The organism is Haladaptatus halobius (assembly GCF_020618475.1).
Taxonomy (GTDB): domain Archaea; phylum Halobacteriota; class Halobacteria; order Halobacteriales; family Haladaptataceae; genus Haladaptatus; species Haladaptatus halobius.
On sequence record NZ_CP085340.1, the window covers coordinates 487,342 to 500,187 of the forward strand.

12 protein-coding genes are annotated in these 12,846 nt (G+C 56.9%); 11 read left to right on the forward strand and 1 reads right to left on the reverse strand.

What is annotated here, in order from left to right:
• Positions 1-329: 329 nt before the first annotated feature.
• Positions 330-650 carry an epoxide hydrolase N-terminal domain-containing protein gene (locus LIW51_RS35810; RefSeq protein ID WP_227380303.1) on the forward strand — a complete coding sequence of 107 codons (321 nt, stop codon included), beginning with the start codon at positions 330-332 and terminating at the stop codon, positions 648-650.
• Positions 647-1,564, forward strand: coding sequence for an NADP-dependent oxidoreductase (locus LIW51_RS35815; RefSeq protein ID WP_227380304.1), 918 nt, complete (start codon positions 647-649; stop codon positions 1,562-1,564). Before LIW51_RS35810 ends, LIW51_RS35815 begins: the two co-directional genes overlap by 4 nt.
• 516 nt (positions 1,565-2,080) lie before the next feature.
• On the opposite strand, the gene LIW51_RS35820 is transcribed toward LIW51_RS35815, so the two are convergent.
• Positions 2,081-2,320, reverse strand: a complete 240-nt coding sequence (locus tag LIW51_RS35820) for a hypothetical protein (RefSeq protein ID WP_227380305.1) — start codon at positions 2,318-2,320, stop codon at positions 2,081-2,083.
• Between the two features lie 174 nt (positions 2,321-2,494).
• Between LIW51_RS35820 and LIW51_RS35825 the strand changes: the two genes are divergently transcribed.
• From LIW51_RS35825 to LIW51_RS35870, 9 genes are all read left to right on the forward strand, one after another.
• Positions 2,495-2,884, forward strand: coding sequence for an SWIM zinc finger family protein (locus LIW51_RS35825; RefSeq protein ID WP_227380306.1), 390 nt, complete (start codon positions 2,495-2,497; stop codon positions 2,882-2,884).
• 191 nt (positions 2,885-3,075) lie between these two features.
• Positions 3,076-3,399: a helix-turn-helix transcriptional regulator gene (locus tag LIW51_RS35830; RefSeq protein WP_227380307.1), complete on the forward strand. Its 324-nt coding sequence runs from the start codon at positions 3,076-3,078 to the stop codon at positions 3,397-3,399.
• A gap of 2 nt (positions 3,400-3,401) precedes the next feature.
• Positions 3,402-3,731, forward strand: coding sequence for a hypothetical protein (locus tag LIW51_RS35835; RefSeq protein WP_227380308.1), 330 nt, complete (start codon positions 3,402-3,404; stop codon positions 3,729-3,731).
• A gap of 9 nt (positions 3,732-3,740) precedes the next feature.
• A complete protein-coding gene (locus LIW51_RS35840; protein ID WP_227380309.1) occupies positions 3,741-4,088 on the forward strand; it encodes a SprT-like domain-containing protein in 348 nt (115 codons plus the stop codon).
• 218 nt (positions 4,089-4,306) lie between these two features.
• Positions 4,307-5,257 (forward strand): acetamidase/formamidase family protein, encoded by a 951-nt coding sequence (locus LIW51_RS35845; protein ID WP_227380547.1) that lies wholly within the window; start codon positions 4,307-4,309, stop codon positions 5,255-5,257.
• Between the two features lie 833 nt (positions 5,258-6,090).
• Complete coding sequence (locus tag LIW51_RS35855) at positions 6,091-9,720, forward strand: glycoside hydrolase family 97 N-terminal domain-containing protein (RefSeq protein ID WP_227380310.1); 3,630 nt, start codon at positions 6,091-6,093, stop codon at positions 9,718-9,720.
• Positions 9,721-10,009: 289 nt separating this feature from the next.
• Positions 10,010-10,435 (forward strand): hypothetical protein, encoded by a 426-nt coding sequence (locus LIW51_RS35860; RefSeq protein ID WP_227380311.1) that lies wholly within the window; start codon positions 10,010-10,012, stop codon positions 10,433-10,435.
• 24 nt (positions 10,436-10,459) lie between these two features.
• Positions 10,460-10,687 carry a DUF8139 family protein gene (locus LIW51_RS35865; protein WP_227380312.1) on the forward strand — a complete coding sequence of 76 codons (228 nt, stop codon included), beginning with the start codon at positions 10,460-10,462 and terminating at the stop codon, positions 10,685-10,687.
• Between the two features lie 294 nt (positions 10,688-10,981).
• Positions 10,982-12,676, forward strand: coding sequence for an outer membrane protein assembly factor BamB family protein (locus tag LIW51_RS35870; RefSeq protein ID WP_227380313.1), 1,695 nt, complete (start codon positions 10,982-10,984; stop codon positions 12,674-12,676).
• Positions 12,677-12,846 lie beyond the last annotated feature (170 nt).

Genomic DNA, 12,846 nt, shown 5'->3' on the forward strand with positions numbered 1-12,846 from the left:
GAAACAGAGCCGTCCGCCACTGACACTATAGTCCACTTTGCCCGCATGAAACTCATCTCGCATACACACTAATGAGGCCGTACTCGATAACGAGACCATATCTCGTAGTAGGCTTTGATACAACCGGAGCAAGCAGCGGTTGTGGTCTACATGCTGTCGTTCATGCTTTCGACGGCGAATACAGCCCCTTTCCCGTGAGTAACCGAGTCCGATTCGTGATAGGAAACGTTCCCAGTGAGACGATGACAGGCATACTTCGGGGATCGGAGTTCATAACAAAGTAATCCCGCCGCATCCCTTCCCCATCCTGCCGCAGGCGGGAGAATATCATGACGCAAGCCAGTGAACCCGACGTTGAACCCTTCAGCGTCGACGTTCCTGAAGAGGAACTTGATGACCTCCGCCAGCGCATCGCTGACACGCGGTGGCCCGAGAAGGAACAGGTATCGGATTCATCGCAAGGTGTCCAGCTCGCTACGATTCAAGAACTCGCGCGCTATTGGGAGACAGAGCACGATTTCGACCCCGCCACTGGCGAAGTCGCTCAACCTCAGTGCGCTCAACGCACCGTTCGAGCAAGCCTTGGGGAACAGCGCGTTACGCCCACAACGACATTCCAGATAGCAGACGTAGAGGGAGGTGCCGGATGAAGGCGATTGTGGTGACGGACCAGGCCGCGGGAACGACCGGGATGACACTGGCGGAGCGGCCCGAGCCGCAGGCAGCGATAAACGACGTCGTTGTTCAGGTTCATGCGTCGGGATTCGTCCCGACCGAGCTGACGTGGCCCTCGACCTGGACCGATCGCCTCGACCGTGACCGAACACCGTCGATCCCTGGGCACGAGCTGGCCGGAGTGGTCAGCGCCCTCGGCTATGGCACGACGGGGCTGTCGGTGGGACAGCGGGTGTTCGGCCTCACGGACTGGACTCGCGACGGCACCCTGGCGGAGTACGCGGCCGTCGAGGCACGCAACCTCGCGCCGCTGCCGGGAGACGTCGACTTCACGGTGGGCGCATCCCTGCCGATCTCGGGCCTGACAGCGTGGCAGGGACTGTTTGAGCACGGCCGCGTTCAGGCGGGGCAGAGCGTCCTCGCGCACGGCGCGGCCGGTGCAGTCGGCTCGATGGTGACGCAGCTCGCACGAGAGGCCGGCGCCTACGTCATCGGCACCGGACGTGCCGCCGACCGTCAGACTGTGCTCGACTTCGGAGCGCAGGAGTTCGTCGACCTCGAGAATGAGGCGCTGGAAGACGTCGGCGAAGTCGATCTGGTTTTCGATGTCATCGGCGGCGACATCGGGAAGCGGTCCGCAGGCCTAATTCGAGCCGGAGGAACACTGGTGTCCATCGTCGGGCCACCCGAGGCGCGACCCGCCGACGGCCGAGCGGTCGATTTTGTCGTCAAGGCCGATCGTGCCCAGCTGAGTGAGATCGTCCAGCGGGTCCGGGATGGGCGACTGCGGACAAACATCGGCAACGTGGCGGCCCTCGACGAGGCCGTTGCCGCCTTCAACCCGACCGAGCGAATCAAGGGGAAGACGATCATCAGCGTTCGTCCATAAGGAGGCGGAGACAGCGACCCCCGTTACGTCGCAGGCACGATGCACGCATCCCTGAAAAGGATGAGGTCCATGGTTCAAGTCCACGTGGGCCCACTTCCGAACCTCCCGGCCAGAGATCTCCGGTCGGGAGACCATCCCTCTCAGCCCACTTCGCGGAGCTCGACGTACTCCCGAGACGGTGTGCTATTGTGGCGTGTCATGGTTCAGGAATTTCCTCGGGAAAAAGCGAGAACCCCAATGTACGGAAGTCGCTGCCAAAGGCAAAAATATGGTCTACACCATGGTCATCTGCGAGTACGGCGCTTAGATGATCGACCAGTGAGATTTCTTGGTCGTCATACCGATCGATTTCAGTACACGCCGTATCGAATATACCCGCACTGACGGGGAGGATGTTGAACGTCGACGACGCACGTCAGCTGTTCGTACAATAGTCGCTCTCCTTCACAGGACAAGATTCTCGTTCTGGGTTTCTCATCTGCTGTATCGCTCACTTTCCCTCCTACCAGCGAACCGCTATTCCGGACGAATCCAGATCACGCGACGAGCTTCGGGCTTCTTCTTTCGAATCTCATCGTTTTCATGGAGACGGCTGAGAACATTATACGCCGACCGTCGTGACCAGCCGAGTTCGTCCGCGATTTCTGCCGTCATGTAGGGTTCGAGCGGACTCATGACCTCTAAGACGGCCTCTTCAGTGTGTTCTGGGACATATTCCCCGCTGTCATTGCGCGCCCGCTCATCGTTCTCTATCATACCCACTCTTTCATTTCCGCATGACATAAGCTTATTCCTTGTAGGGAAAACAGTGGTTTTATAAACTATGCCTTTTAAGGAATAAGTAGGAAGAACGGTGCCCTCGGGCGTGTGGAAATGCGCCGGGTGTTACAGCACCCGGCACCGGTCTTCCGAAATGGATCCCAGAAGACCATGAGTACGAAAACGCCTACGCAACTTGAAGCTGACGAGACAGCACAGAAACGCGCGCAGTGGGAACAGTTTTCCTACGACGTCGAAGCCTCCGGAATGGTCGAAGTGACCAATCAGAGCCATGAGAACCCCGTAGACCACCAGTACGTGGTCTCCATCGACGACGTGACCCACGAGCTAATGGCCTGTACGTGCCCACATTACGTCCACCGCAACGCCTTCTGCAAACACATGACCGCCGTCGAGAACGCAACCGACGACGGGACGCTCGACGCCTTCCCTTCGGAGGACGAAGACGATGCCGGATCTGAAAACTGTGACTGTGACGGCCTCAGTAGTTTCCCGTACTGGGAGTGCGTGCAAACGGGAGGGAAGGAACTGCCGAACTAATCCACGCTTCAGCCCTTTTTATCTCTGTCTCGCTAATTGACGCTCTCGGATAGCACCGACCAGCGAACGCTCACAGAAAGTGTGAATGCGTCGATTGATGGTACCCCAATGAAGTGACTTCGGCATCCGAATATCTCACGCATCCCTCAAGTGTCGTGAGGTTTATTGCGATCTATTGCAAAGTATTGCACATGCCCATTCACATTGACTGTCTCGACGACGAACCCGCCGACGTGCTCTCGCTCTCTGAGGGCACGCAGCCCTACCGCATCCTCCAGTTTCTCGCCGAGAACGACGACAAGGCATTCACACAAACGGAGATCCACGAAGCAACCGGAATTAAGCGCGGGAGCGTCGGATCCGCCCTCTCCCGACTCGACGATCGAGGGCTCGTTCGTCATCGAGGACGCTACTGGGCGATTGGGAAAGATGACCGACTTGCCTCGTTCGCGGCGCAAACACAAGCGAGCTCCGCCTCGACGACCGACGATTACTACGGCGAAGACGAGGCGTGAGAATGGCATATTCCCGCGGAGCTGTCGTTAAAGGCCCTGACCTCTTCGCCGACTATGACTATCGGCCATATGTTCGTGTGAGCGATGACACACACCCGTTCAGCGATGAGGAAGCACTGTATGCAGCGGTGACAACAACCCGCCGGTCAATCGCTATCCTACTCACGCCTAACGACTTTGCAGCAGGTGGCTTACCACGCGAGAGCTACGTTAACTCATGGATAATTGCCCCACTCCGGCACGCGGATATCCATGGCAAGGAGGGGCAACTCGTCGAGGAGATAGTCGAAACGATCGCTGGGGAAGCAGCGAGCTACCTCGGCGTCAAATAACGTGTGCTCTTGGGATGTAATCCTACGGAAGAGATTACGATCTCGCTGACGTGGGACGCCTACGACTCACAAGGCTGGGAGCAATTTAGTTCGACAGTTCACCACGAGTTAATCCACGCATGGCAGTACCACGAGTTCGGCGAAGCTGATCACGGGCGAACGTTCACCCGTTGGACAGACCGTCGCGACACCTCGCGGCACTGCGAGCGGTTCAAAGCGCCGAACTGGTGGGTGATCTGCACCGAATGCGGTGGGCGACTCGCGCGCTACCAACGCTCGAAGGTCGTCAAACACCCTGAGAAGTACAGCTGCGGTGATTGCGGCGGGTCGCTTCGCGTTGAGGAGGCCACCGAATGAGGCACGAATACCGCTGTTCTCTCTGCCTGCGGGTTGTTGGACCTGTAACGGTGGCTGGCCCGTCGTGATTCATTTGAGTCCAGTCTACTGTGAGCATGGTGGGCGACGATCGGTAGCATATCGTTTTTCTTCTCCATTCAGTTTCAGACTACAGAGTACCAGAGATGGTACTTCACTACCGTTTTATGCCTATCGAGCACACACCGCGAAATGCGCCAATGACGACCACCTCCGACCACCACATTATCGCAATAGATGAGCATATCCATACGACCTGGAGTTACGAGCATGAGCCAGTCCAAACAGTCGAGTCGAATGACATTGTGACCTTTGACTGTCGAGATGCAACAAACAACCAGTTGGATATAGCGTCGACTAGTGGTGATGTGTATTCTCTCGCAGACGACTCTACTGGTCACCCGTTAACTGGACCCGTCGCTGTGGCTGATGCCCAACCAGAAGATGTGCTTGCTGTCGATCTTCTCGAGCTTCAGCACGAGGGGATTGGCTTTTCGTACTTTTATCCCGGTGATGAAGGATGGGGCTTGCTTCCCGAGGATTTTCATGACCCTGGGCTTCACGTTTGGGAGCTTGATGACGGTATTGGACGGTTCGTCAACGGCATCGAAGTTCCGCTTGCCCCATTCCCCGGCAACCTTGGGGTTGCACCTGCTGTAGAGGGAAAGCACAGCACGACGCCACCTCGACGTGTTGGAGGGAATCTCGACGTCAAGCATCTTACGACAGGTTCGACGCTGTATCTCCCTGTCGAAGTTGAGGGAGCATTGTTCAGTATCGGTGACTGTCACGCTGCTCAGGGTGATGGTGAAGTTTGTGTTACGGGCATCGAAGCCCCGATGATAGTCACTGCGCGACTTCGAATTATCTCGGATATGGACATCAAGCAGCCACAATTTGAAACGGCTGGGCCCTTCTCGGTCAATGGCGACCGCATGCATGCGACAACCGGCATTAGCGACGATTTGATGGACGCGACGAAGAAGGCGATCAGACACATGATAACCCATCTGCACGATCACCACGATCTAACGCGAACCGAAGCATACCTCCTCTGTTCAGCAATCGTGGATTTGAAAATCAACGAGGTCGTCGATAAGCCGAATTGGGTCGTCTCGGCGTACGTACCACAATCGATCTTCCCGGATTGACATCCCCACTCTCTAGGACGCGATAGCTTACTCAAACGTGTATTCCTGAATGACTATCTAGACAATGGCGAAGAGTATGAGCCCTCCAGCTTAAGTGGCAGAGCATGTCCATAGGTAATGATTGCGTAGAGATCCCGAAATGAGTAGTACTGCAACTCTAGTCGCGACACTTCCACGACGGAATCAACTTGCCTGGTCAGAGTTGTCGGCCGCACAGTACAAACCACAAGATGAGCTGATTTTCGATTAACCTACGCGGGAGTGGACGACATCTATCAATCTTGAAAATCTAACGGACTACCCTATGCGCGAAAAGGGAGGTCACCGTCCTGCATTGGATCCGCATACAGATTCCGTTCGTGAACCGCACTCCCATAATAACATTCCCGAAACCACTCGAGATCACGCTCGGTCAACACAGTCTCCAGCGACGACGTGACCGGCGAACTGATGGCGTGCACCTGCCCGCACCACGTTCACCGGACTGCTTTCTGCAAGCACATGGCCGCCAGTGGCATTTCGGCGAGTAACCGCTGACGCATGATCCCCGACGACATCTCTTCCTAGCGCAATGGTCGGGTGACCGCCTCACCGATAGTCTCTACTTGTTCGATCTGGGTGACCGATTCCGTCCCCGTCAGGACGTGCTATGGCTACTATGAGAGTAGCGGGAAACTCGTGACGGCACTGATGGAATGAAAGCCTGCTAAGTCCCCAAAGCAGGGAATACGAACGGGGTGGTACAGGCTTTTATTACATCAGTGCCGTAGGTGTTAAAATATAATATAATATGAATAATTTATTTATACCGTAAACGACCAATTGTTGTGTGTATGACACACAATCCGGATAATAATGAGGATTGTAGTAAAGAGTTAGAATCCACCGTTCGACTCGATCGACGAAACTTTCTCGGTGGGGTCTCCGGACTATTCGCCGCCGCGGCGTACACCGCGTCGGTTCCCGAATCCGTGGCCGCGACGATCTCGAACGCGAACGACGCAGACACCCGGACCGTCTCCTCCCCCGACAGGAGTATCCGGGTCACGCTAGACGTTTCTACGGGCGTCCCCACATACGCGATCTCGTTCGACGGGACGACGTACCTCGAATCCTCCATGTTGGGTTTCGATTTCCAGAACCAACCGGCGTTCGGTGCCACGGCGGACGGCGCTACCAGCACGAGCGTCACGGTAACGGGAAGCGAAACCGGGACGGCAACCGAAATGTGGGATCCGTTGTGGGACCAGTACGACACCGTTTCGGAGGAATACGCGTACCTTCGCGTCGGGCTCGCCGAGACGAGCGCGCCGAACCGGGCGGCGAACCTCGAATTTCGCGTATTCGACGATGGGCTGGCGTTCCGGTTCGTCTTAAGCGACGATTTCGCCAGCAACGGCGGAAAGGTGGTCGTCACCTCCGAGAACACGCAGTTCGACTTCACCGATGACTACACGGCTTGGTGGATCGGAAACGAGTTCGTCAACCCTCGATTCGAACAGGAGTACGAGGAGACGGCACTCAGCGACGTCGAATCCGGTACCCGGACCGCCCGCCCGAACGGCAACACTATCCGAAACGGTGCGCACACGCCGTTCACCGTGAGAGCCGACGATGACGCGTATCTGAGCGTTCACGAAGCGGATCTCACGGATTACGCCACGATGTCGCTCGCCCCTCGGTCCGACGCGGGCGGGACGGCGTTCGCGGCGGAGCTCGCGCCGCTTCCTGACGGGACGAAGGTGTCGACCGAACCGCCGATGGCGACCCCGTGGCGGACGATACAGCTCACGAGGAGTCCCGGTGAACTCGTCGAATCGTCGCTGATCCCGCTTCTCAACGACGAGCTGGACGAGTCGGTGCTCCCGACCGTCGACGGGGAACCCGACACGAGCTGGATCGTCCCCCGGAAGTACGTCGGCATCTGGTGGACGATGATCGCCGGAAACGCCAACTGGGAGTATAAATCCGACGCCCAGATCGAGACCGAGCGGGGTAATCCGGCGGCGTACATCCACGGCGCTCGGACCGAACGGATGAAACGGTACATGCGGTTCGCCAGCGAGAACGGCATCGAGAGCGTGCTCGTCGAGGGCTGGAATCAGGGCTGGGACAGCTTCCCCGGCTCCGGGGTGACGATGGACTTCGATCAGTCGTACCCTGACTTCGACCTACCCGAGGTCGCCGACTACGGCCAGTCGATCACCCCAACCGTCGAGATGACAGCCCACAACGAGACGGCCGGGAACATCGTCACTTACGAGGAGCAGATCCTGAAAGACGATATCTTCCGGTACTACGAGGAAAACGGCATCCGAAGCATCAAGAACGGCTACGTCAACGACGACGGCATCGGCCACTCGGGAGACGGCGGAACGGCGACCACCAGCCAGCACAGCCAGATCGCGGTCAACCACCACGAGTTGGTCGCCCGCGAGGCGGCGCAGAACCGACAGCTACTGGAGCGCCACGAGGCTGACAAACCCACCGGGAAGCGACGGACGTATCCGAACCTGGCGTCCACCGAGACAATCAAAGCACAGGAGTACGACGGCTTCGGCGCACTCGGTTCGGACGTCGGCACGGGCCACCACGTTACCCTGCCGTTCACCCGGATGCTGGCCGGGCCGGCAAGCTACCAGCCGGGGATCTTCGACATCACCTTCAACGACGACACCGGCGGGCAAGTCCAGACGACCCGGGCGAAACAGCTCGCGATGTACCCGAACTACAACGCCGGACTGCAGATGGTCGCCGACCGCATCGAGGCCTACATCGATCCGGAACTGACCGTCGGCGAACTCCTGCAGGCGGCCGCCGGCGACCTCGGCGGCTTCATCACCGCAGACAACTGGCGGAACGCGTTCGGAACCAACTACGTCGCGGTCGATCCGAATCGAGTGGAGTCCGGTTCGTCGGTCTCGTGGACGGTCACGGACGTTCCGTCCGACGGAACGTACGACTTACATCTTCGCTACGCCAGCGCACCCGAGGAGAACGCGCCCCGGGTGGTCGACGCCGGTGAGCCGCAGGCGACCCTCCATGTGAACGATTCGGCCGAGACGATCACCCCGTCGTTCACGGAGTACTGGGACGACTGGCAGGTGTTCACAACGCAGGTCAAACTCAACGAAGGGGAAAACATCGTCGCCATCGAACTGCAGTACGACGACTCGGGGGAGACGTTCACCGGCGACGTCGGCGGCTTCAACCTCAACACGGTCGCCGTCACCGAAACCGGTGTGGGATCGCCGATCCCAGAGGACTATGTCGGCTACACCCCGGAGAACGAGAACTTCGAGACGGAAGTCGAGTTCGAGTTCCTCGAGAACGTTCCCGCGGGTGGTTGGGACGACACGAGAGTCGTGGATGCCGAAATCAGCGAGTACATCGTCACCGCTCGACGGAAAGACGACGAGTGGTACGTCGGCGCGATGACCGACGGGGACAGCCGCGCCGTCGACGTCCCGCTGGCGTTTCTCAACCCCGGAAAGGGCGGTGGTAAAGCCCGGGGTCCGAAATACGTCGCCGAAATCTACGCGGACGGAAGCGACGCCCGCTACGACGAGAACCCGACGGACGTGTGGACGGGCGAACGGATCGTCGACCCGAGCACGACCGTGCTGGTCTCGATGGCTGCCAGCGGTGGCCAAGCGATTCGGCTGCGCCCCGCGAGCGGGCGGGAGATAACGGAGCGATCCGCGTACGAACCCCCCGAGCAGGAGTACGTCTCCTTCGAGGCACCCGAAGCCGCCGTCTCCGGGCGATCGATCGACGTCACGATCGCGGGCAGGAACTCCGGGTCGGTCGTCGGCGGAGAGGATTTGAACGCCTACGTCGACGGCGAGGAAGTCGCCACCGTGTTCGTCCGATTGGCACCCGGCGAGAGCGAGAGTACGGTCCGGTTTGAACTCCCCGATCTCTCGTCCGGGGACCACGAGATACGGATCGGACGGTCGCTGGAGGAGGCGCTTCCCGCGCAGACGATTCGGATCCTTCCGTCGATGGCGCTCTCTCCAGCTTGGCGGTTCCGGAGAGGCGACGACGCGGCCTGGGCGGCCGCCGAGTACGACGACGGCGACTGGGAGCAGGTCGAACTGCCCGCGAGCTGGGAGGAACACTCGGGGTACACAGATGACAACGTTTTCGGCTGGTACCGGAAAACGATCACCGTTCCTGCGTCCTGGGAGGAGTATGGCGAGGATCTGGTGCTCCCCGTCGGCAAAATAGACGACGTCGATCGGACGTTCTTCAACGGGGAAGCGGTCGGCCAAACCGGAAGCTTCCCCGAGGACGGCTTCGAAACCGCGTGGCAGGTGCCAAGGGTGTACACTGTCCCGACCGAGAACGTCAACTACGGCGGCGAGAACGTCATCGCGATCAGGGTCTACGACGCGGGCGGCGGCGGCGGTCTCTACGCGGGACCGATCGGTCCCGTTCTCCCCGATTACGACCGGTCCTGAACCGGATGGCCCTCCGGAATAGTCCGGTCGACCGACAACGAACACGCACGGCTGTTGAACTGGCCGGAAACGGTCGAATCATCGACGGTCCAACGGCGCGATTTCGAACCCGTTTTTCGATACAGCGCGGTAAATTATACTTACAAGTACATAAATATTTACTTGCGCTGCTCGTATATAAAACGGATACAACATGAGAGAACGATTTGCTACGGAACGTTTTCCGACGAGTCCGACACGAGGTGGGTGACGTGCGCGCTCACGACGGCCGGTCGGTACCCACGCTTCATTGACTGCCGGGACGGTGCTCACCGGTATCAGCCTGGTCGTCCTCACGCTCCTGCCCGTCAAAGATCCCTCGCTCTCGATGGTGCGGATCGGAGTGGGGATCCTCTATCTCAGGTTCGTTCCGGAATACGTGCTGTTACAATCCCTCGATACGAAGCTTGCTCCGCTTCAGTTGGTCATCTACGGCGTCGGAGTGAGCCTGGTGTACGACGTGATTTTGGCGCTCGTCGTCAACTTCCTCCTCAGAGCGGTCGGGATCCCGCGTCCGCTCGACCCGATTCCGATAGTGACGGCGCTCGTCGCGAGCGTATTCGTACTCTATTTCGTGGGGCTTCGACGCGGTTCGTTTGCTCGATTCGCTGTAGAAAGGTTTGGACAAAGTCCTGTGTATACGGACACTTCCAACCGCCATAGATCGTTGCAGTGATTGGCGTGGTGGCTGATCCCATTCGTGCGTAGGAACTACCAACCGGGCGACGAAGTACAGGTCTACGTGTCCAAGACTGATCCCGATAGTGAACACCACGGGAAAGGAGGTACTAGCAAGGATGTCCTGCAAGACAATCTCGGCGACGAGACTGGGCGCGAACTAGACTCTTATAGCTACCGCATCGAAACCGATAGCGAGGAAATCGATATCTGGTTCCGGCATCGCGACTTGGTACCAGTATCACAATAGCCAATCACCGATACTCCACTGCAATGGGCAATAACGAACGCAAGCCAACGTGGCCACAGATCCGAGATACACTCGAAGTTAACGAAGATCACCTTCTCAGTGCGTGGCTCACAGGAAGTTTTGTGAACCCGCCCAAAGAAGTCGCGCAAGAGAGCGACATCGAACGATTTTCAATAAATTATTTATGAGAATTTCACCTAACACAAAACTTATTACAAAAGTTTCTAACTCCGAAGCATGGCACGACAGACACGACGACGGTTTCTCCAAGCGACTGGTGCAGTAACTGGTAGCATGTTTCTCAGTAGCGGTGTTGGAAGTGCAACCTCTGCCGGAGCAAACGTTGCATTCGCGTCAGAAAATGCGTGGCCAACACCTGGAGGAACGATTGGAAACACACGAGCAACACACGCAGCAGGACCAACGGGTCCATATCTCCAGACACGATGGAAGGTTAGTGAATCACTATACTCCCCTGGGAGTCCAACTGTTGCAAATGGTATCGTATACTTTAGCGGCACCCCAAGCGATGGAGGGGAAGAGGGAGCAGTATTCGCATATGATACAACCAGTGGGGAACGGTTGTGGAAACAAGATAATGTTCCCACGGAATTCCGACTTCCTTCGGAATCAGGCGCGAATGGCAGATTGGGAGATCCTAACTCGCAACCAATTGTATATGGTGGATCACTATATATTTCGTGTGATGGGATGGTGCCGCCATATTCTGGCGATGGGTTGATAGGCGTTTATTCGCTGAATGCAACAACAGGGGAGATTCAGTGGCGCCGTGCCGATCTTGGGACACCAGTGATTGGCGTGACGAATGATCGGGTGTATTTTGGAAGTGGCGCCCTTGATGCAGCGACCGGTCAGTCGATTTGGGAGATAGATAGTCAAGAACAATTGATAGGTGTCGATGGTAGTACTCTGTATACGCGTGATTGGGACTCCGCGTCTCAGACTACTGTGATTACTGCACGTGATGCTACAACTGGAACGAAACAGTGGCAAGTTAGAAGGGATCTCGGTGGGATAGGGAGGACTTCCATAACTTCAGAAGCAATATATGTAACAAGCCACTCTCTCGAGGAGGAATCGTCACTAACTGTCTATGCTCTCTATACAACTGATGGGAGCATCAAATGGCAGTCTCCTGCTCCTGCTCGTGGAACAGCACCAATAATAGAATACTCTCTGAATGGGACAGAAGAACACACTTATATAGTGGATAGAGACCCGTATATTAGTGCTCCTGCAGTTGATGAGTCTCGGCTATATGTCCTTACTCGTACTTATACTGATGATATTATAGATCCAGTTGAACAACCTGATGGGGAGTATCTAGACTCTTATAGTACGCTCTATGCGTTTGATCGGTTTACTGGCGATGAACTGTGGCGGTTTGAAACGGCAGCGCAAGCCTTGGCAGCACCAACTATGGCTGACGATACTGTCTATTTCATATGTAGATATCATGACTTCCCAAATGAGTATGGCCTCTCTTGGGGTACTCCTGCAATGTATGCGCTTGATACGCGGACAGGTGCAAAAAGTTGGGTCTCTGCAATTGATGCCGATTCTGATTCCTTCATTACGGCTCCGACGGTTGTAGACAAGAGCATCTTCCTCACAGTTCAACCCATTGGAGAGTATCCTGTTATATATGCGTTAGAGAGTACTCAATGTGGTGAATCCATCCCAGACGATGGCTCCCAAACTGTGAGAAATGATCCAGCTACCACAGAAAAGCAAAGAACCCTGAGTAGATCTGGTGCTGCACGGCTAGATCCAGACTCATTTCCTAATGACGTAGAGCCGTTGGTTTCCAGAAAGACACATCCTGCAAACACTGGGACCGTATCGCCACCCACTGATCACTCCTTACTGTCTCCTCACGATTTTAACTGGCGATCTCCTCTTGCGTTCGTTAGCAGTATCGGTGCAAGTGCCGGTGCCTATCTCACCAGCCACTCACTTCTCAGATAGACGACCCTGTGACGGCCTCAGTGGCTTGTCGTGCTGGCCGTGTATACGAACGGACCGCAAACCATTGCCGAACTAATCCCCGCTCCAGCCCTTTTATCCATGTCACACCAATTGACGTTCTCGGATATCACCGACCAGCGAACGCTCACGAAAAGTGCCAATGCAACAGT